Here is a 22,731-nt window from a genome sequence, read left to right on the forward strand (position 1 = left end):
GCAGAACGTGAAGCGGCAGAACGTGAAGCGGCAGAACGTGAAGCGGCAGAACGTGAAGCGGCAGAACGTGAAGCGGCAGAACGTGAAGCGGCGGAACGTGAAGCGGCAGAACGTGAAGCGGCGGAACGTGAGGCGGCGGAACGTGAGGCGGCAGCGCGTGCAGCGGCAGAGCGTGAAGCGGCGGAACGTGAGGCGGCAGCGCGTGAAGCGGCAGAGCGTGAAGCAGCAGAGCGTGAAGCGGCAGAACGCGAAAAGGCAGAACGCGAAGCCGCAGCGCGTGCAGCGGCAGAACATGAGGCAGCAGAGCGCGATGCGGCGGCGCATGAGGCTGCAGAACGGGAAGTGCAAGCGCGCGAAACGGCAGGGCGAGAAGCCGCAGAACGTGACGCGGCCGAGCGTGAAGCAGCAGCGCGTGAGGCGGAACAGCGCGAAGCCGACGCACGGGCAGCCACAGCCCGCGAGGCAGAAGCGCGCGATGCAGAACGACGCGCCACTGAGGCACGTGAAAGCGCCGCGCGCGAAGCAGAGCTACGCGAAGCCGCCGAGCAAGCCGCGCAACAACGCGCGCTCAGCCCCCTCGAACCCGACGACGAACCCACCCCCGCCGCTCGTCTCCCGCAGCCCAAATTCCCCCGCGAGGCGATCGAGGCACTCGGCTCACTCGACCTGACGTTGCCGCCGCGCCGCGAGCTGTCGTCGTCATCGATTTCGCCTGCGCCTGTTACGCCTCAGCCGTTGGCAGAACCGGCAGCCGCGTCGCAAGCCGCGCACGACGACCCGATTAATCCGACCCCTATCAAACCCCAACCCGTCGCAGGGCCCACCGTCCTGCAACGGCAAACACAAACGGACCCTTCGTCGGCCGCAGCCGAAATCGAAGCCGGCACCACCGGCGCAGCCTCCGTCGCGGGACTCGGCGCATCGAAATTCGGCCCGATGAGCCTCGACTTCAAGCTCGACGCGAAATCGAGCCACACCGACCCGCTGCCCGCCTTCACGCCCCAGCAAATAGCGGCGATCGCGCGCAACAAGCTGGAACTCGCGGCCGAGTACATCGACCTCGGCGACCTTTCCGGCGCGCGCACGCTGCTGCAGGAAGTGATCGAATCGAACGATCCCGCGACCCGCCAGCAAGCCGCCGCGCTCCTCTCGACGCTCGCGCCGCATTCCTGACATGCGTATCGCGTTGGGTGTCCAGTACGACGGATCGGCGTTTTGTGGCTGGCAATCGCAGCCGCACGGCAAGACGGTGCAGGACGAACTCGAGCGAGCGCTCGCGGATTTCACGCAAACGCGTGTCCAGACGATCGTCGCGGGGCGGACGGATACGGGCGTCCACGGACTCGGCCAGGTCGTCCATTTCGATACCGCCCTCGATCGCACCGACTTCTCATGGGTGCGCGGCACGAACGCGTTCCTGCCGCCGACGGTCGCCGTGCAATGGGCGAAGCCGATGCCCGACGATTTTCACGCGCGCTTCGCCGCGTTCGAACGCACCTATTACTACGTGCTGTACGTGCACCCGGTGCGCTCGCCGATGCTTTCCGGCCGCACCGGCTGGGCTCACACGCCGCTCGATGCCCAGGCGATGCGCGATGCGGTGGCGTGTCTCATCGGCGAGCACGATTTTTCGTCGTTTCGCGCGGCCGATTGCCAGTCGAAGACGCCGGTCAAGCACTTGCATCAGATCGACATCCGCGAGCAGGGCGACTTCATCCACTTCCGGTTCCGCGGGAACGCGTTCCTCCATCACATGGTGCGCAACCTGATGGGCTGCTTCGTCGCGATCGGTCGCGGACGGCATCCTTCTTCGTGGATGGCCGACGTCCTCGCCGCGCGCGATCGCAAGTTCGCCGCGCCGACCTTCATGCCCGACGGCCTCTATCTGGCCGAGGTCGGTTATCCTGAAAACTTTGCCGTGCCCGCCCCGCACCTCGGCAGCATGCCGTGGAACGCCGTCTGGGCCGATTCGGATTTGAAATGACCGACCCGACCCTTCATCGCACGCGAATCAAGCTCTGCGGACTTTCAAAAGCCGAAGACGTGAAGCATGCCGTCGAACTCGGCGCGGACGCCGTCGGCTTCGTTTTCTACGACAAAAGCGCGCGATCGGTGAACGTCGCGCAGGCCGCGGAACTCACTTGGCACGTTCCGCCGCTCGTATCGTCGGTCGGGTTGTTCGTGAATGCGAGCGCCGACTGGATTCGCGAAGTGACATCGAACGTGCGGTTGTCGCTGCTGCAGTTTCACGGTGACGAAACGTCCGAACAATGCGCGGAACTCGCTGCGACCGCGGGTTTGCCCTGGTGGCGCGCCGTGCGCGTAGGCCCTGATGCGACGGCAGCCGATTTGATAGAATCATCTCTTAAATATTCAGCGGCTGATGGCCTCCTGCTCGACGCACATGTCGACGGCTACGGCGGCGGTGGAAAGGTATTCGATTGGTCACTTATCCCAACAGATCTCGGGCATCGGGCCGTTTTGAGTGGTGGGTTGAACGCTCAAAACGTCCTTGACGCTATCCAGCGAGTGCGCCCGTACGCAGTCGATGTCTCCAGCGGCATCGAAGTACCGGGCGCCAAGGGCGTGAAGGATCACGCCCGAATGGCGGCGTTCGTGCGCGCGGTGCGCGCGGCGGACGCTGGGTGAATTAAACGTGGCAGCGCCTGCTTGCCACGACCACCGAGAGTGACGCGATGTACAACTTACCTGACGAAAGAGGCCATTTCGGCCAATATGGCGGCGTGTTCGTCTCCGAAACGCTGATCCACGCCCTCGATGAATTGCGCGATGCCTATGATGTTGCGCGCAATGATCCCGAATTCATCGCCGAATACGAGTACGAGCTGAAGCACTACGTCGGCCGTCCGTCGCCGATTTATCACGCAAAGCGCTGGAGCCAGATGCTCGGCGGCGCGCAGCTGTATCTCAAGCGCGAAGACCTGAACCATACCGGCGCCCACAAGGTGAACAACGTGATTGGTCAGGCGCTGCTCGCGCGCAAGATGGGCAAGCCGCGCGTGATCGCGGAAACGGGCGCGGGCCAGCACGGCGTCGCCACTGCGACCATCGCCGCGCGTTTCGGCATGGAATGCGTGGTCTACATGGGTTCGGAGGACGTGCGCCGGCAGGCCGCGAACGTGTATCGGATGAAACTGCTCGGCGCGACCGTGATTCCCGTCGAATCCGGCTCGAAGACGCTGAAGGACGCGCTGAACGAGGCGATGCGCGACTGGGTGACGAACGTCGAAAACACGTTCTACATCATCGGTACAGTGGCTGGACCGCATCCGTATCCGATGATGGTGCGCGACTTCCAGCGCGTGATCGGCGATGAATGCCGCGTGCAGATGCCCGAGATGACAGGACGGCAGCCGGACGCGGTGATCGCGTGCGTTGGCGGCGGATCGAATGCGATGGGCATTTTTTACCCATATATCGAGGACGAAGCCGTGCGTTTGATCGGCGTCGAGGCAGCAGGCGACGGCATTGAAACCGGCCGTCACGCGGCTTCACTGATGGGCGGAAGCCCTGGCGTGCTCCACGGTAATCGCACCTATCTGCTGCAGGACGAGAACGGGCAGATCATTGAGACGCACTCGATTTCCGCGGGTCTTGACTATCCCGGCGTCGGCCCCGAGCACGCGTGGCTGAAGGACATTGGCCGCGCGGAATATGTCGGCATCACCGACGACGAAGCCCTGAAAGCCTTCCACGACTGCTGCCGCATCGAGGGGATCATTCCCGCGCTCGAATCGAGTCACGCGCTGGCTTACGGCGCAAAGCTCGCGCAGACGCTGCCGAAGGACAAAGTGCTGCTCGTCAACCTGTCGGGTCGCGGCGACAAGGACATGCACACGGTCGCCGAGCGATCGGGCATCCAGTTCTGAGCGCCCGGGCGATGCGCAACGTGATCGACGAGTCGCTGTCGGTGGGCGCCCTGCAGCTAGGCAAACCCGACATCGACATTCACAACCGCGATTTTCTGATCGATGCGGCGACGATTCCCGACGCCTCGATCGACCTGATCGTGGCGGACCCGCCTTACGGCTTGGGCAAGGACTACGGCAACGATTCCGACATGCTTTCCGGCGAGGCTTTTCTCGACTGGACGTATGGCTGGCTCGATCTCGTTATTCCCAAACTCAAGCCGACGGGTTCGCTGTATATCTTCTGCACCTGGCAATATTCGCCCGAACTTTTCGTGTTCCTCAAGCGCCGCCTTATGATGGTCAACGAGATCGTCTGGGACCGGCGCGTGCCGAGCATGGGCGGAACGACGCGTAAATATACGTCAGTGCACGATAACATCGGTTATTTCGCGGTATCGAAGGACTACTACTTCGATCTCGATCCCGTGCGCATTCCCTACGACGCAGTCACCAAGAAGGCTCGTTCGCGCAAACTGTTCGAAGGCAGTAAGTGGCTGGAGCTTGGCTATAATCCAAAGGATCTCTGGTCGGTATCGAGGCTCCATCGGCAGCACGCCGAACGCGTCGATCACCCGACCCAGAAGCCTCTTGAAATCGTCGAACGCATGGTGCTCGCGAGTTGTCCGCCGGGCGGCCGCGTGCTCGATCCGTTCATGGGCAGCGGCACCACGGCGGTCGCGTGCGCCCGTCATGGCCGTCAGTTCACCGGCTACGAAATCAATTCCGATTATTGCGCGATCGCGGAGCAACGCGTCGCCGGGGCGAAAGTCGTTCGTCTCGCGCCGGTCGCCGCGGACAAGAAGTCGCGCAAGACGGAAGCCGAGCCGGCGCAAAGCCCCGCCACCGAAGCCGAATGACGTCTGCGCGTCACTGACTCAAGGCCCGAGCGCGCGAAGCGCCGCCGGGGCCTACGTTTACAGAGAAATTCTCATGTCCCGTATCAAGAATACTTTTGCGGCGCTTGCCGCGCAGGGCAAGAAAGGGCTGATCCCGTTCATCACGGCCGGCGATCCGAATCCTGAGCAGACCGTCGAATTCATGCACGCGCTCGCCAAAGGCGGCGCGGACGTGATCGAGCTCGGCGTGCCGTTCTCCGACCCGATGGCCGACGGCCCGGTGATTCAGCGCTCGTCTGAGCGGGCTTTGGCGCGCGGCGTGTCGCTGAAAAGCGTACTCGCCGACGTCAAGCGCTTCCGTGAAACCGACGATAAGACGCCCGTCGTGCTGATGGGCTACGCGAATCCGATCGAGCGCATGGGCGCCGATGCGTTCGCGAAAGCCGCAAAGGAAGCGGGCGTCGACGGCGTGCTGGTGGTCGATTACCCGCCGGAGGAATCGGTGGAATTCGGCCAGGCGATGCAGCAGGCCGGCATCGATCCGATCTTTCTGCTCGCACCGACCTCGACCGATGAGCGCATCGCCGCGGTCGGCAAGGTGGCGAGCGGCTATGTCTATTACGTGTCGCTCAAGGGCGTGACCGGCTCGGCAAATCTGGACGTTTCCAGCATCGCGAGTAAAATCCCGGCCATCAAGGCGCACGTGCCCCTGCCGGTGGGCGTCGGCTTCGGGATCCGCGATGCCGAGACTGCCCGCGCCGTCGCCGATGTCTCGGACGCGGTCGTAATCGGCAGCCGGTTGGTGCAACTGCTCGAAGAGGCGTCGCCGGACGCCGCCGCCGACACGCTGACTCGCTTCATCGCCGACATTCGCTCGGCGCTCGATTCTGCAAAATAAACGCGGTTCCGCGGCTGAATGGCCGCGAAAAGCGCACAAAGGGAAGGAATAACAATGAGCTGGCTCGACAAATTGTTGCCGCCGAAGATCAAGCAAACCGATCCGAAAAGCCGCAAGGGCATCCCTGAAGGTCTGTGGATCAAGTGTCCGGCGTGCGAGGCGGTGCTGTATCGCAACGACGTCGAGGCGAATCTGCATGTGTGCCCGAAATGCAGCCATCACATGCGCATCGGCGCGCGCGAGCGGCTCGACGGCCTGCTCGATCCGGAAGGCCGCTACGAAATCGGCCAGGAAGTGCTGCCTGTGGACGCGCTCAAGTTCAAGGACAGCCGCAAATACCCGGATCGCCTGAAAGAGGCGATGGAAGACACGGACGAAACCGACGCGATGGTCGTCATGGGCGGCGCGATCCATACGCTGCCAGTTGTGGTGGCGTGCTTCGAATTCTCGTTCATGGGCGGCTCGATGGGCTCGGTCGTCGGCGAGCGTTTCGTGCGCGGCGCGCGCAACGCGATCGAGCAGAATGTGCCGTTCATCTGCTTCACGGCATCGGGCGGCGCACGGATGCAGGAAAGCCTGCTCTCTCTGATGCAAATGGCAAAGACCACCGCGCTCCTGACAAAGCTCTCCGCTGCCAAGCTGCCATTCATCTCCGTCCTCACCGACCCGACGATGGGTGGCGTTTCAGCCAGTTTCGCGTTTTTAGGCGATGTTGTGATCGCGGAGCCGAAGGCGCTGATCGGTTTTGCCGGTCCACGCGTGATCGAACAGACGGTGCGCGAGAAACTGCCGGAAGGCTTCCAGCGCGCTGAGTTCCTGATGCAAAAGGGCGCGATCGACATGATCGTCGATCGGCGCAAGATGCGCGAAGAAATCGCGCAATTGATGGCACTTCTGACAAGACAGCCGGCCGACTCGGTCGCCTGACGCCCGAGCCGACCGGCGCCGCGCGTGAACCCTGAGGTTCCGCGCGGCGTTTTGCTTTGGCGCCCGTTGCTCCCGAATCCGACGATCCAATGAACACATTTTCCACCCTCGACGCATGGCTCGCGCACCTTGAAGCGGCTCATCCGGTCGGCATCGACATGGGTTTGACCCGCATCGGCCAGGTGAAGGACGCGCTCGGCCTCGCTTTCGATTGCCCCGTGATCACGGTTGGCGGCACGAACGGCAAGGGCTCGACCTGCGCGATCCTCGAGACGATCCTGTTGCGTGCGGGGTATCGCGTGGGATGCCACACGTCACCGCATCTGCTCGCGTTCAACGAGCGCGCGCGCATCAATGGCGCCGATGCCACCGACGACGAGCTCCTCGAACACTTCGAAGCGGTCGAAAAGGCGCGCACTGGCCTCGCGCAACCCGTCTCGCTGACGTATTTCGAATTCACGACGCTCGCGATCCTGCGCCTATTTGCGTCGCGCGGGCTCGACGCGGTGATTCTCGAAGTCGGGCTGGGCGGGCGGCTGGACGCCGTCAACATCATCGATACGGATTGCGCGATCGTGACCAGCATCGACATCGATCACACCGATTACCTCGGCGATACGCGCGAGAAGATCGGCTTCGAGAAGGCGGGCATTCTCCGCGCGGGGAAGCCTGCCGTGTGCGGTGATCCGTCCCCGCCGCAAAGCCTGATCGATCACGCCGAGGCGATCGGCGCGGATCTGTGGCTCGTCGGGCGCAATTTTCGATATGAGGCGCAGCCGGGCAACGAACGCCAGCAATGGAGCTATATCGGGCGCGCGCAGCGGCGCTCGGCGCTGGCTTACCCGGCGCTGCGCGGCGCGAACCAACTGATCAATACATCGGCGGCACTGGCCGCGCTCGAAGCGCTGCGCGAACGCATCCCGGTGTCCGCGCAGGACATTCGTCTCGGACTCGCCAACGTCGAACTGGCGGGGCGCTTTCAGGTGCTGCCGGGCAAGCCGCAGATCATCCTCGACGTCGCGCACAATCCGCACGCGGCGGCCGTTCTTGCGCAAAATCTCGGCAATATGGGCTTTTTTCCTTACACCTACGCCGTTTTCGGAGCGATGGGCGACAAGGACATCGAAGGCGTCGTGAACCAGGTGAAGGGCGAAATCGACCACTGGAACGTGACCGCGCTGCCGACGCCGCGCGGGGCGTCGGCAGCGGCGCTGGAATCGGTGTTGCGCGAGGCTGGCGTCAACGACGGGCCCGACAGCAGCGTTACACAATTCGAAACGCCGGCCGCCGCTTTTCAGGACGCAATAAAGAGAGCGTCTGAAAATGATAGAATTCTGGTCTTCGGCAGTTTCTACACGGTGGCCGGCGTGATGGCCTACCGGAAATCGCAGCATCACTGAGACGCACGGCCGTCAAGCCCTCGCACCAAGCCATACATGGGACTTTTCTCGTTCGGCAAGAAAGACGACGCACCTTCCGGTCGCGACGCACACTCCGACTCCGCACGCGGCACGCGTCACACCGTCCGCACGGAACGCCGGACCCGGCGCACCGAGCGTCCCGACGCCGACGCGATGATGCTCGACCCCACGCTTCCTGAAAAGCAGCGCGCCCGGCGCCGCCTTGTCGGCGCGGTCGCGCTGGTGTTGGCGGCCGTGATCGTCCTGCCGATGGTGCTCGATTCGCGCCCGAAACCCGTCACCGACGACATCGCCATCGATATCCCGAATCGCCCGGCGCCGCCTGTCAAGCCGCGCGCCAAGGGCCCCACCGACGCCGACACGCAAGCCGGCGTCGCGCCGGATGGTCCCGTTGCAGCATCGGAAAACGCGGTCGCTGGTGTAGCGACGCCGCCGGCCAAGACCGAAGCCAAAGCCCCGGAAACCGCCGCTCAGGTCAAGCCCGCGTCGAGCGCTAAACCACAACCGCAAGCACAAGCCATAGCCAAAGCAGAACCGAAGCCGAAGGCAGCGGAATCGGACGAAGCGAACACGCATTCGAGCAACACCACCGCGAGCACGGCGAACACGCCGTCGTCGCCGCCGGGCAGCCGCTTCGTCGTGCAGATCGGCACCTTCGACGACGAAGCCGCAGCGCAGAACTGGGTCGCCAAGTTGAAAGCGGCCGGCGTGCCCGCATATGTCGAACATCGCAAGCAGGCAGACGGCTCCTCCCGCGCGTTGTTGCGCGCCGGCCCGTTCGCGGATCGCTCGGCGGCATCGGCGGCGCTCGTGAAGGTGCGTCAGGCGGGCCTCGGCGGCGGCACCAGCAAGTCGTCGGCGAACTAAGCGGCCGATGTTCACGAGTTTCGACTACGCGGTGATGGCCGTGATCGGGCTGTCTGCGATGCGCGGGATGTGGCGCGGCCTGCTGGCCGAAGCGTTTGGCCTGATCGGCTGGATCGCGGCGTTTTTCGTCGCCGGACACTTCGTCGGTGTGGTGGTGCCCTACATTCCGGGAAATTGGCCGGGCGGCGCGCTGACCCAGTGGCTGATCGCGTTCCTGCTGGTGGTCGGCGCCGTGCTGCTGGTGTCGAGCGTGCTTTCCGCGCTTTTGACGCGCATCACCGAGGTCACGGGCCTGCGAGGCGTCGACCGGTCATTGGGTTTGCTGTTCGGCCTCGTGAGAGGGGCTATATTGGTAGTGGTGCTGGTAGCTCTCGCCGGCCTCACCGAACTGCCGCAGAAAGAATTTTGGCGCAATGCGCTGCTCCGGCCCGCGGCCGAGCAAGGCGTGCGCGAATTGAAACCGCTGCTTCCCGCTACGCTCGCCGCGTATGTGCGCACCGCGCCGGACACCGCGCAGTAAGACATACGCACGAAGGCTCGCTACACGAGGAACCGCGACGGCTCGGCGCACCGCCGATGCGATCTCTGGCGCCCGTTTCACCGGCCGTCCGCATCCGTCGTCCGACACCGCCTTTGGACCCGTTTCGACTCTTTGAAGGACATGCCATGTGCGGCATCGTAGGTGTAGTTTCCCAAAGCCCCGTCAATCAGCTCATCTATGACAGCCTGCTGCTCCTGCAGCATCGCGGTCAGGACGCCGCCGGCATCGCGACGGCGAACGGCAATAATTTCCACATGCACAAGGCAAACGGCATGGTGCGCGACGTGTTCCGCACGCGCAACATGCGTAGTCTTCCGGGCAACGTGGGAATCGGCCAGGTGCGCTATCCGACGGCCGGTTCCGCGTCGAGCGAGGAAGAAGCGCAGCCGTTCTACGTGAACGCGCCGTTCGGCATCATCCTCGCCCACAACGGCAACCTGACGAACTGGCTGCAACTGAAGGACGAGATGTTCCGCATCGACCGGCGGCACATCAACACCGCGTCTGACACGGAAGTGCTGCTCAACGTCTTCGCGCACGAACTGCAGCTCGCGAGCTCCGGCCTGCAACTCGATCCGGCCGCGCTCTTCAAGGCGGTATCGGGCGTGCATCGGCGGGTGAAGGGGTCGTATGCGATCGTTTCGCTGATCGCGGGCTACGGGCTCGTCGCGTTTCGTGATCCGTTCGGCATCCGCCCGCTCGTGCTCGGCAAGATGGAAACGGCGACGGGCGTCGAGTGGATGGTGGCGTCGGAATCGGTGGCGGTGGAGGGCATCGGCTTCGAATTCGTGCGCGACGTGGAGCCGGGCGAAGCAATCTTCATCGATAGCGACGGCAACCTGCACAGCCAGCAATGCGCCGAGAAGCCGTCACTGAATCCGTGCATCTTCGAGCTCGTGTATCTGGCGCGGCCCGATTCGTGCCTCGACGGCGTGCCGGTCTACAACGCGCGCCTGCGCATGGGCGACTATCTCGCTGCCAAGATCCAGCGCGTGCTGCCCGACGTGCCGATCGACGTCGTGATGCCGATTCCCGATTCCTCGCGTCCGGCGGCGATGCAGGTCGCGGCGAAACTCGGCGTCGAATATCGCGAAGGCTTCTTCAAGAACCGCTACGTCGGCCGCACGTTCATCATGCCGGGTCAGGCGGTGCGCAAGAAATCGGTGCGCCAGAAGCTGAACGCGATGGGCATCGAGTTCAAGGGCAAGAACGTGCTGATCGTCGACGATTCGATCGTGCGCGGCACGACATCGCACGAAATCGTGCAGATGGCGCGCGATGCGGGCGCGGCGAAGGTGATTTTCGCGTCGGCGGCGCCGCCGGTGAAGTTCCCGAACGTGTACGGCATCGACATGCCGACGCGTGGCGAACTCGTCGCGCACGGCCGCAGCGACGACGAAGTCGCGCGCATGATCGGCGCCGACTACCTCGTCTACCAGGACGTGGAAGACCTGAAGCAGGCGATCCGCGACATCAACCCGGCGCTCGGCGAATTCGAGGCGTCGTGCTTCGACGGCAACTACATCACCGGCGACGTCACGACCGACTACCTCGATCGCATCGAGACCGCGCGTCTCGCGCCGCAATCGCAGTCGGACCGCGATGCCGCGAGCGATGCGCAGGAAGGCGGCATGGCGCGCTCGCAACTGCATCTGCAGTTGTCGGTGGAGTAAGGCGCGGCGCGGGCGGGCCTCACCGCACCGTGTTAGCATCAGGACTTGCGTCGATTTGAGATCAGCTTGCGGACGCGGGGCGGCAACAAAAGCCCCAAACAGCTAAAGCGAAACGGTGACGACACCGCACCGCCATACGCTTTATCCGCACCCAAGCCCGCTTCTGTCGACGCACAAGCGGGCTTTTTTGCGCCCTGTTTTTTGCGGTGAAAGCTGCCCCAAGCATACGAAAGCAACCGAACGGACAACACGAAATGGACGACAACCTGAACTTCGACACGCTAGCGGTGCGCGCCGGCACGCTGCGCAGCGACTTCAACGAGCATTCCGAAGCGCTCTTCCTCACGTCGAGCTTCTGCTTTTCGAGCGCCGCCGAGGCCGCCGAGCGCTTCAAGAACTCGGAAGAGTCTTACACGTACTCGCGCTTCACGAACCCGACCGTCTCGATGTTTCAGAACCGCCTCGCCGCGCTCGAAGGCGGCGAGGCGTGCATGGCGACGGCATCGGGCATGGCGGCGATCATGTCGGTCGTGATGTGCGCGCTGCAGCAAGGCGACCACCTCGTCAGCTCGAAGAGCCTGTTCGGATCGACGGTCGGGATGTTCACGCAGATTTTCACGAAGTTCGGCATTACGACGACCTTCGTCGATCCGACCAATCTCAACGAATGGCAAGCCGCCGTGCGCCCCGAAACGAAGATGTTCTTCCTCGAGACGCCGTCGAATCCGCTGACCGAAGTCGCTGATATCGAGGCGATCGGGAAGATCGCGAAGTCGGTCGGCGCGCTGTTCGTCGTCGACAACTGTTTCTGTAGCCCGGCGCTGCAGCAGCCGCTCAAGCTGGGCGCGGACGTCGTCATGCATTCGGCGACCAAGTTTCTCGACGGGCAAGGGCGCGTGCTCGGCGGCGCGCTCGTCGGCTCGAAGCAGTTCATCATGGAGAAGGTGTTTCCGTTCGTGCGCAGCGCGGGGCCGACGCTCTCCGCGTTCAACGCGTGGGTGCTGCTGAAGGGCATGGAAACGCTATCGTTGCGCGTCGAGAAGCAATCGGCGAATGCGCTCGAAATCGCACAATGGCTGGAGACGCATCCGGCGGTGGCGCGCGTGTTCTATCCGGGGCTGGAGTCGCATCCGCAGTACGCGATCGCGAAGAAGCAGCAGAAGGCGGGCGGGGCGGTCGTGTCGTTCGAATTGAAGGGCGCGACGCAGGAAGAGCAGCGTGCGAACGCGTGGCGCGTGATCGATTCGACGAAGGTCTGCTCGATCACCGCCAATCTCGGCGATACGCGCACGACGATCACACATCCTTCGACCACGACGCACGGCCGGTTGACGGCTGAAGTGCGTGAAGCCGCGGGGATTCGTGAAGGGCTGCTCCGGCTTGCGGTTGGATTGGAAAACGCGGCGGATATTCGCGCGGATCTGGCGCGCGGTTTGAACGCTTGACGATAAAAAAATGGCGCGATGAAAATCGCGCCATTTTTCAATGCTTGCCCGTCCGCCACTGCCCTGGCGCGACGCCGAAGCGTTTTCGAAACGCATGCGTGAACGCGCTCTGATCGGCGAAACCGGTCGTCAGCGCGATATCCGTCAGCGCTTCGCGCGGATCGGCGAGCAGCGTGAGCGCCACGTCGAGCCGCAACCGCTGCAAATAACGATGCGGCGTCTCACCGAACGCCTCGCAGAACAACTGGTGGAAGCGCCGCATGCCGAAGCCGCAATGCGCGGCGAGATCGGCGATCCGCAGCAGCTCCGACAGATGCGCCCGCAGCCACCGGTCGATGCGCGCAAAATCGAGCCCGCGCGCTGCGTCCAGCCGTACGTCCGACATCAGCGCACCGCACAGGTGCGTCGCGGCCTGCCAGGCAAAACGTCGCGCCATCAATGAGGCCGCGTCCACACCAGCGGTTCGCAACGCCACGCTCTGCACGAGCTGAGTCACAAGCGGATCGATCTCGATCGCGCGCGCCGCTTCAAAGAACCGCTCCGGCAACGCCACCGACGCAAACGGCAGGTCGAGCACCAGTTGCCGGTTCTCGCCCGCGGCCCAGTAGTCGTGCCGCGCGCCTGCCGGAATGATCCACGCCCCGTGGCAGTCGATGCGCCGCTCGCGGCCATCGACTGCCATATCCATCTCGCCGTCGAGGCCGAGCACGATCTGATGAAAATCGTGCACGTCCGACGCCTCCACCGCGCTGTAGCGGCGCAGCGTGACGGACGGAACGAGCAGCGGCGCGGTCACGGTTTCGAACGCCTCAGACGTCGAGCAATTCCACTTCGAACACGAGCGTCGCGTTCGGCGGAATCACGCCGCCTGCGCCGCGCGCGCCGTAGCCGAGTTGCGGCGGGATCGTCAGACGGCGCGTGCCGCCGACTTTCATGCCCTGGACGCCTTCGTCCCAACCCTTGATGACCATGCCGCGGCCCAGCACGAAGGCGAACGGGTCGTTGCGGTCCTTGCTCGAATCGAACTTCTGGCCGTCGGTGAGCCAGCCGGTGTAATGCACGCTCACCGTCTTTCCGGCGACGGCTTCCGCGCCTTCGCCTACGGTGAGGTCTTCGTACTTGAGTCCGGAATCGGTCGTGACAGTCGACATGAATGCTCCCTTTGTAAGTCCGGCGTGGCCGGTTTCTGGAATGCGTATTGTAGGTCCTCTTGACAGGACGAGAGCGCGCACGACTATTGCTGTCAGTTGCGCGCGCTGTCTCGAAAAAAGACGCAGAAAGTCTCGTCCGATTGATGCGTAAGGCGCTCGGGCGAACACATATAATGCCTTTGCATCTTCAAAAAGGCTTGGCAACTCTGATTAAGGATTTGAATCGTGACAACGTCCTTTAGCGGTGCACTCGACCCTGAGCCTTCCGCGCTACGCGACGCAACGGTCGCGGGCAGTGACGGCGTGCTCGTCCTCGACGCCGCCCAGCGCTGCATCAGCGCCGACACCGTGTTCGCGCATATCTTCGATGTCGATCCGCAGTCGCTCGCGGGCCGCACGCTCGGCGAGACGGCGCTGCCCGCGCCGCTCGTCGCGGTGTTGTCCAAAACCGCCGATGCCGCAGTCGCCGCGAACGGCGCGCGCCGGGCGCAGGTTTCCATCGACGATGGCGGCGCCACGCGCACGTTCACGATTCTCGCGCTGCCCGCCGCGGATCAGGTTTCGCTGATCGTCTGGCCATGCGGCGGTGCGGGCACGGGCGAGTCCAGCACGCAGACGGCCGAACGCCACGCGCATCTGCGCGCCGAGGCAGCGCTTTTCATGCGCGATCAGGTGCTCTCGGTGGTGTCGCACGATTTGCGCGGGCCGCTCAACGCGATCCATAGCTGGGGCTACGTGCTCGAACGCAAGATCGACGCCGCCGATCCGGCCGCGCAACGCGCGCTCACCGGCATCCGCTCAGGCGTCGAGCAGCAGGTGAAGCTGATCGAAACCACGGTCGATACGGCGCGCGCCGAAACCAAAGTGCTCGCGCTGACGCTTCAGCCGTGGGCGATCCGCACGCTCGTCGAGCGCAGCGCGGCGCTCGCGCGCGGCAGCCTCGCGAACGGACGCGGCGTCGCGATCGAGGTCGAATCGCCGCTCGCGGAGGAACAGATCGAAGGCGACGCGGAGCGCCTCACGCAGGCGCTCTGGCTGATGCTCGCGTTCGCGACGGAGGCGAGCGCGCGCGGCTCGTCGATCGTTTTCGCGAGCATCGTCGAGGGCAGTTCGTGGCGCTCGACCGTGCACTTCACGGCGTCGGCGGCGGCGCTGATGGACAAGCAGGTGCCGCACGCGCTCGAAGCCGTCGCGCGCAAGCAGGCGACGGCGACGCGCGAAGCCGGACGCATCGCGTGGGCGCTGGCGCTGTGCAAGCGCGTCGCGGAGGCGCACGGCGGGAGCTTTGAGCAGGGCGATATCGTCGATGGCGCGGCGGTTTCCGTCAGCATGAAAGTCCCGCTCTCGGGCATGTGATTTCTTTTCAATCGGCTATCGGCCCGCTGTCGCCCATATACTGACGCTTTCCATTCCCGGAGAGGGTTGCTTTGGCTCAGGTTGTCGCGCTCATCGGCGCAATGTTGCTCGTCGCGTTAAATGGTTTTTTTGTCGCGGCCGAGTTCGGGCTCGTCAAATTGCGTCCGACGCGTGTCAAGGCCATCGCGCGAACCAACGGGCTGCCCGGGCGGCTTCTCGCCAAGGTCCACGGGCAGCTTGACGCTTATCTCTCGGCGTGCCAGCTCGGCATCACGCTCGCGTCGCTCGGGCTCGGCTGGATCGGCGAACCCGCATTCGCTTCGTTGCTGCATCCGCTCTTCGCGCTCGTCGGTATCGAATCCGAAAAGCTGATCGATTCGATTTCGCTCTTTTTTGCGTTTTCCGTCATTTCGTTCCTGCATATCGTGGTCGGTGAACTGGCGCCCAAGTCGTGGGCAATCCGGCGCGCCGAGCAGGTCGGCCTCTGGCTCGCGATGCCGCTCTACGGTTTCTACTGGCTGATGTACCCGTTCATCTGGGTGCTGAACGCGAGCGCGAACGGCGTGCTGCGGCTCTTCGGGCTGTCGGGCGAACACGGCCACGACGCGCATTACTCCACCGACGAACTCAAGCTGATCCTGCGCGGCAGGCGGCTCGGCGGAGCGTCGTCGTATAACGCCGACGAGTGGAACACGATCGCCCATTCACTCGATTTCAGCCGGATGACGGTGTCGGACCTGATGCGGCCCGCGCACGAAATGATCGGCCTGCGCAACGACTTGCCCATGCGCGAAAACCTCAACACGATCGCGCGCCATCGCTTCAGCCGCTATCCGCTCTTCGCCGATGCATCGGGCGAGCGCGTGCTCGGCATGATCCACCTGAAGGACCTGCTGCTTGCGCGGGAAAGCGAAGGGCGCGGTTTTCCGAGCGGTTTCCCGAAGCGCGACACAGCCCAGACCGACAAGCTGGAAAAATACGCGCGATCGGTTCAGTACGTCTCGCCGGCGCTATCGGCGCTGGAACTGTTCCGGCGCTTTCGCAAGGGCGCGCCGCATTTTGCGCTGGTCGGACGGAAGGGCTCGAAACCAATCGGCTTTCTCACGCTCGACAACCTGCTAGGCGCGCTCGTCGGGCAGATTCACGACGAATTCCGCCAGGGCGACGCCGACTGGTCGCGCATGGACGACGGCACGCTGATGGGCAAGGGAAGTTTGCCGGTAGTGTCGCTGGAGCGGGCGCTGGGGATCGATATCGACGAAGGGCGCGCGGAATCGGTAGGCGGGCTCGTGATCAATGCGCTCGGCGACTTGCCGAACGAAGGTCAGCGCGTGGAATTCGACGGGTTCGACATCGTCGTGAAAAAGATGAACGGCCCGCGGATCGTGCTCGTGCGTGTTTATCCGCGGGAGGAGGCGCTGGAGGAGGCGGATTGAGTCTGCGGCGTGATCGTCAGAAGAACGGGAAGTCCTCGTCGCGGTCCATTTCGGCTTCTCGCTTGACCTGCTTGAGCCACGCCTTCAGCTTTTTGGGGTCGTCGAACATGCGCAGCAGGTCGGTTTCGAGCAAATGAATGTCTTCGCGCAACGCGGCGATATCCTGCTTGATCGTGGTCATGATGCTTTTCGGCGAAACGCGCTCGAACGGACTGTAGTTAAAGCGTTCCTTGAAGTCCATTTCGACGTGCAGGATTTCTGCATCCAGTTCCTGGATTTGCTCCTTCAGGATGGCGTTGTAGTGTTTCAGGCGGTCCTGGCTGATGGTCTTGAGCGCGTCCTGATCGATGTGTTCGAGTTCGAGCTGCAATTCCAGCAATTCGAGAAGGTTGTTGCGCGCGTAAGCCTGATTGACCCGCTGCATTAGCGCGGTTTTCCTTTCGCGTTCGGCGGCATCGGATTCGCGATCGGGATGCAAAGCGCTCGCGAGCTTGCGATAGACCTCGCGCACTGACTGGCTGAGTTCGGCCTGCTGCGCTTCCTGTTCGGCTTCCTTTTTGGCTTTGGCGGCGAGCTGTTTCGCTGTTTTCTTGCGCTTCGCCTTGTTTTCCTCCCGCGCGCGAGCTTCGGCCTCTTGCTGTTCCCACACCTGGCTTGCAACGCGTTCGGCGACCTCGACGGGCGAAGTCAAATCGACGTCGTCGCCGATTTCAACACTGAATACCGCTTCCAGCATCGACTTACTATCCTCGAGTTCGGCGGCGACGTCGGCATCGAAGTCCGATCCGCTGTGGCGGCTGTAGAGCGCCTTCAGCTCGGGGTCGTCGCGATCCGCGAGCAATTCGCCGACGATCTGGATGATCAGCTCCGCGACGATGCTGCGTTCCGTCTTGTTCAATGTCTTGCCGTCGCACGCCTGATCGAGCCGCTGCGCGAACTGAATGCGCAGGCCGTCGTAGGTCGTCTTGAGCGGGAGCAGGTCGATGGCGTATTTCGCCTGATGCGCGGGAATCGCTTCTTCCCATGCGGCCAGCGCAGCACGCTTATTCTCGATCTTCTCGATCAGCGTGTTGAACGCCTTCTGCATCGTGGAAAGCATCGGCTTGTCAGCGGCGGGGGTGATGCTCAGCGAATGACGGGAAGTTTTATTCATGGCAACGCGCAACTGGAGACACGTCCATTCTAATAGACGTGTCTCCCGGCTTTACCGCACCCCTTCCTCCACCAGCAATGCCACCGGCATCACCGCCAACGCATCGCGCACGAGAAGCCGCTGGCCATCGGCTTTCGGCGCACCCGTGCTCATCCAGTCGAACAGCGCGCGCGAGCCGAGCGCGTCCGGCAGAATCACCGCCGTATCGCCCCACTGATCCGCATCGACGAGCGGCGTATCGCCGTTCTTCGCCAGCAGCGGCTCCGCGAGGCGCGTCGCGATCACGATCGCGTATGCGCTGCCCGCATGCCGCGCGAACGCGATCACGCGATCCGCGTGCTTGCCCTCTACCTCTAGCGGCAGATATTCGCCCTGCGCGAACAGCGACGCCGCGTGCTGCCGCAACGCGAGCGCGCGGCGCACCAGAGCGAGTTTCACGCGCCCGTCGCGCCAGTTCGAAAGCTGCTCGGACGGCGGTCCCTTCGCCTCACCCTCGGCAAGCCACGCACGACGCTGCTCGTAATCCACCGGCCGGCGATTATCGGGATCGACGAGGCTGAAGTCCCACAATTCCGTGCCTTGGTACAGATCGGGCACACCCGGCGCCGTCAACCGAAGCAACGTCTGTTGAAAACTGTTGATCGCGCCCGCCCGCGCGATGCGTTCCGCGAATGCCGGCAATTCTTTGAGAAAGCCGCCACGCCGTTGCGGCGCGACGATGTCGAACAGGAACTCGCCGCACGCGTTCTCGTAGGCTTCGTCGGGCGCGAACCAGCTCGTGCGCAGCTTCGCTTCACGTAGCGCCTTCAACTGCCATTGCGCGACGCGTTCGGCCAGTTCCTTCACTCCAGCTTCGTCATCCGGCGACAAACCCGGCGGCCAGCAGCCGACGAGCGTCTGATACAACATCGCCTCGGCGCCTGGACCGGGCGCCCAGTTCGCGTCGTCGCCATCGACGGGACGGCGCAATGACGTATTCAGAATCGACCAGTTGTGGAGCGTCGCGGCCCATTCGTCGGGAATCTCGGAGAGCGCTGCGATACGCGCGCGCACGTCCTCGCCGCGCTTGTGATCATGCGTCGCGGTGGCGAGCATCGCGTGCGGGAACGCCTTCGACCGCTCCAGATTGCCCTTGTGAAACTCGTCGACCGACAACGAGAACTCGCCCGGATCGGCGCCCACTTCGTTGCGCGACAAAAGCCGTCCGTATCGATAACACGCCGTGTCCTCGACCGCCTTCGCCGCTACCGGCGACGTAAGTTGCGAAAAAAGCGTCTGAGCACTGCGCCGCTGTGAGCCAGTCGATGCGGGCGCGTTCGCCTGCGCCGCCGCCTGATTGCGGTCGCGGCCACGTTCGGCGGCGCGCTCACGCGGCTTCTCGGCGACGGGTGCTTCGTCCGGCAGCTTGCCGCCGAGCCATTGCGCGACCTGATCGAGCACGACGTGATCGGCGCGCGGCAACACGGCGCGCGCACCCGATAACGCCTGCAAGAAATAACGGTCGTCCTCGGCGCTGCGCACCGAGTTCACCGGGTAAATGCGGTACACGGGAAACTGCACGACGAGTTCGCCGACTGCGCGCCGCAGCGAGGAAAACGTGAAATCGCGCGTGGCGGGCGTATCGCGGGCGATGCGGTGCAGAGCCCGCGCCACGCGATCGTGCTCCGCCGAGAGGTTCTCCGCCAGAATCTTGCGCCGCGCGAAGTGCGCTTCGTCGGCGAAATCGGCGCTTCGGCCAGACAACGCGGCCCACGCGCGCGCGAGCGGCTCCGCGCCTTTCGGATCATGCAGCAGCGCGCCGACGTCATTCATGAAGTCGTAGCCGGTCGTGCCGTCGACTTGCCAGTCGCCGCGCAACGGCTCGCCGCGCGCGAGAATCTTCTCGACGACAAAATACGTCCGGCCGTTGCCGTGCTGAAGCGCTTCCGGTCGTTCCTTCGACAGTTCTTCGAGCCGCTGGCGCAGCCGCTGGCAATATTCGCGCGGCTCCGCGAGGCCATCGACGTGATCGATCCGCACGCCGTCGATCAGGCCCTCCGTGAAGAGCCGGAAGATCAGCGCATGCGACGCCTCGAACACCTCCGGCCGCTCGACGCGCACGCCGCCGAGCGTGCTGACGTCGAAAAAGCGGCGCCAGTTCACTTCGTCGGCGGCGGTGCGCCACCAGGCGAGCCTGAAATGCTGGCGCTCCAGCAGCCGATGCAGGCGCTCGCGTCCCTGCGGCGAACCCGCTCCGTGCGCGGCGAGCGTTGCGGCGATCGCGGCCTTGCCGCCTTCGGTCGCGGCGAGCGTGACGAGCCCTGCGCGGGCTTCGGCGGCGCGCGGCTGGTCGGCGGGCTGCGTCGTGAGGCCGGTGAAACGCTGCACGAGCTCGGGCGCTTCCTGCAGGATCGACGGGTAATCGACCGGGCACACCGGAAACGTGTGCGCGTAGTACTCGATCACGAAGCGGCCTTCGTCTGCCTGAAACGCGAGCTTGATCTTGCCGCCCTGCAGCTCCTCGCCATAGGCCGCGCCGAGGAAGGGCGCCAGAACCTTGCCGCGCAGCGCGGGATCGGGCGAATGCCAGTCCACGTCGAAAAAGCGCGCGTGCGCCGCGTGCCGGCCCCATTCGAGGATGTCGAGCCACCACGCGTTCTCCGAGCCGCCGACGCCCATGTGATTCGGCACGACGTCGACGATCAGCCCCATGTCGTGCGCGCGCAGCTTCTCGACGAAGCGCCTGAGCGCGTCCTCGCCGCCGAGTTCCGGATTCACATGCGTGTAGTCGACGGTGTCGTAGCCGTGCGTCGAGCCGCTCGTCGCGGTGGTGATCGGCGACGCGTAGGCGTGGCTGATCCCAAGCGCGGCAAGGTAGTCGACCTGGGCGGCGGCGTCGTCGAAGGTGAAGTCCTTGTGAAGCTGGAGCCGGAACGTGGAGCGCGGTACGGTCATTTTGTTTCGGTCGGTGGTGGGTTCAGCGTTGAGCGGGAACGCGCGCTATCGACGGCCAGCAGCCGGTCCGCGAACGAATCGTCGAGAAACAGTTCTTCGACCGGCGCGGCGAGCCGCCGGCGCCAGTTCGGGTGCTCGTCGATGGAGCCGGGCAAATTCGGCTGTTCGGCGAGCGCGAGCAAATCTTCCAGCGGATATGTGACGAGCGGCGCGGGCGTCGCGGCGACGAACGCCAGCGCCTCGTCGACCGGCGCGCTCTCGACCGGCGGCGCGCTCACGTCGGGCGGCGCGACGCCGGCGTCCTGGAACGCCTGCCACAAGTGGTCGCGATCGGTGGCGCGCTCTTCCATCGCGAGCGCGACGGGGTCCTGGCCGTCCTCGCGCGCGGCCGTCTGGCCGATCTTTGCGCGCCATTCGATGTCCGCGCCGCGCCACCAGCCGGTGACGGTCGGCAAGTCGTGCGTCGTCGTCGTGGCGGTTACTCCGCGGTCCCAGTCGCGCGGCGGTTTGAAACCATCGCCTTTCACGGCGCGCTCGAACCACAGCACACGGATGCCCAGCAGGCCGTGTTCCTGCAATCGTTCCGTGAAGCCGGGCGGCACGGTGCCGAGATCCTCGCCGACCACGATCGCGCGATGCCGCCACGATTCGAGCGCGATCAGGCGCAGCAGGTCATCGAGCGGGTAGCGCAGGTAGGCGCCGTCCTTGGCGGGCTCGCCGTCGGGCACGAGCCAGAGACGCCGCAAGCCGAGAATGTGATCGATGCGGATGCCGCCCGCGCGCGCGAACGACGCTCGCAGCATGTCGATGAACGCGGAGAAGCCCTGCGTGCGCATCGCGCGTGGTGAAAACGTGGTAAGTCCCCACGACTGCCCAGCCTGGTTAAAGAGATCGGGCGGCGCGCCGACGGATACGCCCGTGAGCATCTCGTCGCGATACGACCAGGCGTGGCTGCCCGCGCTGTCGCACCCGACGGCCAAATCCGCGATCAGTCCGACCGCCATGCCGGCGTCCTGCGCGGCATGCTGCGCGTGGGCCAGGCCCTTCGCGGCGAGCCATTGCGTGAAGAGATAAAAATCCACTTCGCGCCGATTCGCCTCCGCGAACGCCGCGACGGCATCGCTTCGAGGGTCGCGCAATTCGTCGGGCCAGTTGCGCCAGTGGCCGTTGCCGCCGGCTTTGAGCTGCGCGGCCTGCAGCGCTTCGAAGCGCGCGTGGTCTTCGAGCGCGCGTCCGCCGCTTTCGACGAACGCCGCGAAATCCTTCGCGAACGGCGAGTCACCGTCTTGCGAGAAGGTGTCGAAGAGCGCACGAAACACGGCGAGCTTTGCCTTCGACGCGCGCGGCCAGTCGATCAGCGGGAGCGCTTCCAGTGCCTTCATTTCGTCCGCGACGCCCGCGTGCTCGATCGCCGCACGCGCAGCGGGCGCCCCGAGTACGGCGGCCGGGTCGACGTGCGCGATGTTCAGAAAGAGCCGCGACGATGGCGAATACGGGCTGAACTTCTGCGGCTCGGCGCTGAACATCGCGTGCATCGGGCTGATCGCGACGGCGTGACTGCCGCGTTTCGCGCTCTGGATCGCAAGCGTCGCGAGTGACGAGAAGTCGCCGACGCCGCCATCGCCCGGACGGCGCAGCCCGTAGACCTGCGCCGCCACGCCCCAGAGCGGCGGCGCGTCTTGCGAATCGTCGTCGTGCAGCGCCCGCCAGGCGTCGTCGATCGTGTAGCAGCGCGACGGCGCGACGGCGAGCGTCGTGTGATGGTCGTTGATCACGAGCGTGTGATAGCCCGGCTCGGCGATCGGCGAGAGCAGCGCCTGCTCGCCCTTCGGCGACGTGAACCGGCCGTCGATCACGGCACCGCTTTCCAGCTCGATCCTGTAGCGCGCGCCCGATTTCGCCGCCGACACCGGCAACGCGATCGCACGATCCACCTCGGCGGTGATGAGCGGCGGCAGCTTGCGGCCGGAGAGTTCGGCATCGAGCACGGACAGGCTGTGCTTGAGCTGCGTCGAGTTGGCGCACGGCAGGCCGAGGCGTTCGAGCAGCACGTGCAGCGTCGTTTCTGGCACGCGGCGCGTGTTCTTGTGCGCGTCGAGCCATTCGACTTCGAAGCCCGCGCGCGCGGCGAGCGTCTCGATCGCGCTCATCGGTGCAGGCG

20 protein-coding genes are annotated in these 22,731 nt (G+C 64.6%); 14 read left to right on the forward strand and 6 right to left on the reverse strand.

Annotation, left to right across the window (positions count from 1 at the left end; translation table 11 throughout):
• Positions 1-324 (reverse strand): pentapeptide repeat-containing protein (locus AWB67_RS41745; protein WP_235025052.1); only part of this gene is annotated, 324 nt, incomplete at its 3' end.
• A gap of 18 nt (positions 325-342) precedes the next feature.
• Here AWB67_RS41745 and AWB67_RS05960 point away from each other — a divergent pair.
• The 12 genes from AWB67_RS05960 (at position 343) to AWB67_RS06015 (ending at position 12,540) form a co-directional block, all read left to right on the forward strand.
• Positions 343-1,173, forward strand: coding sequence for a FimV C-terminal domain-containing protein (locus tag AWB67_RS05960; RefSeq protein ID WP_087655325.1), 831 nt, complete (start codon positions 343-345; stop codon positions 1,171-1,173).
• A 1-nt stretch (position 1,174) separates the two neighbouring features.
• Positions 1,175-1,984 (forward strand): tRNA pseudouridine(38-40) synthase TruA, encoded by an 810-nt coding sequence (gene truA / locus AWB67_RS05965; protein ID WP_087655326.1) that lies wholly within the window; start codon positions 1,175-1,177, stop codon positions 1,982-1,984.
• Positions 1,981-2,649 (forward strand): phosphoribosylanthranilate isomerase, encoded by a 669-nt coding sequence (locus AWB67_RS05970; protein ID WP_087655327.1) that lies wholly within the window; start codon positions 1,981-1,983, stop codon positions 2,647-2,649. Before truA ends, AWB67_RS05970 begins: the two co-directional genes overlap by 4 nt.
• 47 nt (positions 2,650-2,696) lie before the next feature.
• Positions 2,697-3,890 carry a tryptophan synthase subunit beta gene (gene trpB, locus AWB67_RS05975; RefSeq protein WP_087655328.1) on the forward strand — a complete coding sequence of 398 codons (1,194 nt, stop codon included), beginning with the start codon at positions 2,697-2,699 and terminating at the stop codon, positions 3,888-3,890.
• A gap of 11 nt (positions 3,891-3,901) precedes the next feature.
• Entirely contained in the window at positions 3,902-4,789 is an 888-nt protein-coding gene (locus tag AWB67_RS05980; RefSeq protein ID WP_087655329.1) for a DNA-methyltransferase, read from the forward strand.
• A 73-nt stretch (positions 4,790-4,862) separates the two neighbouring features.
• The gene (gene trpA / locus AWB67_RS05985; RefSeq protein ID WP_087655330.1) at positions 4,863-5,666 is read left to right on the forward strand and encodes a tryptophan synthase subunit alpha; all 804 of its coding nucleotides are present in this window, start codon (positions 4,863-4,865) and stop codon (positions 5,664-5,666) included.
• A 54-nt stretch (positions 5,667-5,720) separates the two neighbouring features.
• Entirely contained in the window at positions 5,721-6,593 is an 873-nt protein-coding gene (accD, locus tag AWB67_RS05990; protein WP_087655331.1) for an acetyl-CoA carboxylase, carboxyltransferase subunit beta, read from the forward strand.
• Between the two features lie 89 nt (positions 6,594-6,682).
• The gene (gene folC / locus AWB67_RS05995) at positions 6,683-7,993 is read left to right on the forward strand and encodes a bifunctional tetrahydrofolate synthase/dihydrofolate synthase (RefSeq protein ID WP_087655332.1); all 1,311 of its coding nucleotides are present in this window, start codon (positions 6,683-6,685) and stop codon (positions 7,991-7,993) included.
• Positions 7,994-8,029: 36 nt separating this feature from the next.
• Entirely contained in the window at positions 8,030-8,881 is an 852-nt protein-coding gene (locus AWB67_RS06000) for an SPOR domain-containing protein (protein WP_087655333.1), read from the forward strand.
• A gap of 7 nt (positions 8,882-8,888) precedes the next feature.
• Positions 8,889-9,401, forward strand: coding sequence for a CvpA family protein (locus AWB67_RS06005; RefSeq protein ID WP_087655334.1), 513 nt, complete (start codon positions 8,889-8,891; stop codon positions 9,399-9,401).
• Between the two features lie 146 nt (positions 9,402-9,547).
• On the forward strand, positions 9,548-11,095 hold the full coding sequence (gene purF, locus AWB67_RS06010; RefSeq protein ID WP_087655335.1) for an amidophosphoribosyltransferase: 1,548 nt from the start codon (positions 9,548-9,550) through the stop codon (positions 11,093-11,095).
• A gap of 254 nt (positions 11,096-11,349) precedes the next feature.
• Positions 11,350-12,540, forward strand: coding sequence for an O-succinylhomoserine sulfhydrylase (locus AWB67_RS06015; protein WP_087655336.1), 1,191 nt, complete (start codon positions 11,350-11,352; stop codon positions 12,538-12,540).
• 37 nt (positions 12,541-12,577) lie between these two features.
• Here AWB67_RS06015 and AWB67_RS06020 read toward each other — a convergent pair whose 3' ends face one another.
• Together AWB67_RS06020 and AWB67_RS06025 are read right to left on the reverse strand one after the other, a co-directional pair.
• Positions 12,578-13,336 (reverse strand): helix-turn-helix transcriptional regulator, encoded by a 759-nt coding sequence (locus tag AWB67_RS06020; protein WP_235025053.1) that lies wholly within the window; start codon positions 13,334-13,336, stop codon positions 12,578-12,580.
• A gap of 13 nt (positions 13,337-13,349) precedes the next feature.
• Entirely contained in the window at positions 13,350-13,691 is a 342-nt protein-coding gene (locus AWB67_RS06025) for an FKBP-type peptidyl-prolyl cis-trans isomerase (RefSeq protein ID WP_087655337.1), read from the reverse strand.
• Positions 13,692-13,916: 225 nt separating this feature from the next.
• Between AWB67_RS06025 and AWB67_RS06030 the strand changes: the two genes are divergently transcribed.
• Positions 13,917-15,047, forward strand: coding sequence for a sensor histidine kinase (locus AWB67_RS06030; RefSeq protein ID WP_327365381.1), 1,131 nt, complete (start codon positions 13,917-13,919; stop codon positions 15,045-15,047).
• Between the two features lie 71 nt (positions 15,048-15,118).
• The gene (locus tag AWB67_RS06035) at positions 15,119-16,483 is read left to right on the forward strand and encodes a hemolysin family protein (RefSeq protein ID WP_087655338.1); all 1,365 of its coding nucleotides are present in this window, start codon (positions 15,119-15,121) and stop codon (positions 16,481-16,483) included.
• Between the two features lie 16 nt (positions 16,484-16,499).
• Here AWB67_RS06035 and AWB67_RS06040 read toward each other — a convergent pair whose 3' ends face one another.
• From AWB67_RS06040 to malQ, 3 genes are read right to left on the reverse strand one after another with little or no spacing between them, the layout of a single operon-like run.
• Positions 16,500-17,636 (reverse strand): J domain-containing protein, encoded by a 1,137-nt coding sequence (locus AWB67_RS06040; RefSeq protein WP_087655339.1) that lies wholly within the window; start codon positions 17,634-17,636, stop codon positions 16,500-16,502.
• 51 nt (positions 17,637-17,687) lie between these two features.
• The gene (gene treY / locus AWB67_RS06045) at positions 17,688-20,570 is read right to left on the reverse strand and encodes a malto-oligosyltrehalose synthase (protein ID WP_087655340.1); all 2,883 of its coding nucleotides are present in this window, start codon (positions 20,568-20,570) and stop codon (positions 17,688-17,690) included.
• Positions 20,567-22,720, reverse strand: coding sequence for a 4-alpha-glucanotransferase (malQ, locus tag AWB67_RS06050; RefSeq protein ID WP_087655341.1), 2,154 nt, complete (start codon positions 22,718-22,720; stop codon positions 20,567-20,569). The genes treY and malQ overlap by 4 nt, the downstream gene beginning before the upstream one ends.
• Positions 22,721-22,731 lie beyond the last annotated feature (11 nt).

Source organism: Caballeronia terrestris (assembly GCF_001544515.1).
Lineage (GTDB): Bacteria > Pseudomonadota > Gammaproteobacteria > Burkholderiales > Burkholderiaceae > Caballeronia > Caballeronia terrestris.

Excerpts from the sequence above, each read along its gene's own strand:
- truA (WP_087655326.1), top strand. The coding sequence starts at position 1,175 with ATGCGTATCGCGTTGGGTGTCCAGTACGACGGATCGGCGTTTTGTGGC.
- AWB67_RS05970 (WP_087655327.1), top strand. The coding sequence starts at position 1,981 with ATGACCGACCCGACCCTTCATCGCACGCGAATCAAGCTCTGCGGACTT.
- trpB (WP_087655328.1), top strand. The coding sequence starts at position 2,697 with ATGTACAACTTACCTGACGAAAGAGGCCATTTCGGCCAATATGGCGGC.
- AWB67_RS05980 (WP_087655329.1), top strand. The coding sequence starts at position 3,902 with ATGCGCAACGTGATCGACGAGTCGCTGTCGGTGGGCGCCCTGCAGCTA.
- trpA (WP_087655330.1), top strand. The coding sequence starts at position 4,863 with ATGTCCCGTATCAAGAATACTTTTGCGGCGCTTGCCGCGCAGGGCAAG.
- accD (WP_087655331.1), top strand. The coding sequence starts at position 5,721 with ATGAGCTGGCTCGACAAATTGTTGCCGCCGAAGATCAAGCAAACCGAT.
- folC (WP_087655332.1), top strand. The coding sequence starts at position 6,683 with ATGAACACATTTTCCACCCTCGACGCATGGCTCGCGCACCTTGAAGCG.
- AWB67_RS06000 (WP_087655333.1), top strand. The coding sequence starts at position 8,030 with ATGGGACTTTTCTCGTTCGGCAAGAAAGACGACGCACCTTCCGGTCGC.
- AWB67_RS06005 (WP_087655334.1), top strand. The coding sequence starts at position 8,889 with ATGTTCACGAGTTTCGACTACGCGGTGATGGCCGTGATCGGGCTGTCT.
- purF (WP_087655335.1), top strand. The coding sequence starts at position 9,548 with ATGTGCGGCATCGTAGGTGTAGTTTCCCAAAGCCCCGTCAATCAGCTC.
- AWB67_RS06015 (WP_087655336.1), top strand. The coding sequence starts at position 11,350 with ATGGACGACAACCTGAACTTCGACACGCTAGCGGTGCGCGCCGGCACG.
- AWB67_RS06025 (WP_087655337.1), bottom strand. The coding sequence starts at position 13,691 with ATGTCGACTGTCACGACCGATTCCGGACTCAAGTACGAAGACCTCACC.
- AWB67_RS06040 (WP_087655339.1), bottom strand. The coding sequence starts at position 17,636 with ATGAATAAAACTTCCCGTCATTCGCTGAGCATCACCCCCGCCGCTGAC.
- treY (WP_087655340.1), bottom strand. The coding sequence starts at position 20,570 with ATGACCGTACCGCGCTCCACGTTCCGGCTCCAGCTTCACAAGGACTTC.
- malQ (WP_087655341.1), bottom strand. The coding sequence starts at position 22,720 with ATGAGCGCGATCGAGACGCTCGCCGCGCGCGCGGGCTTCGAAGTCGAA.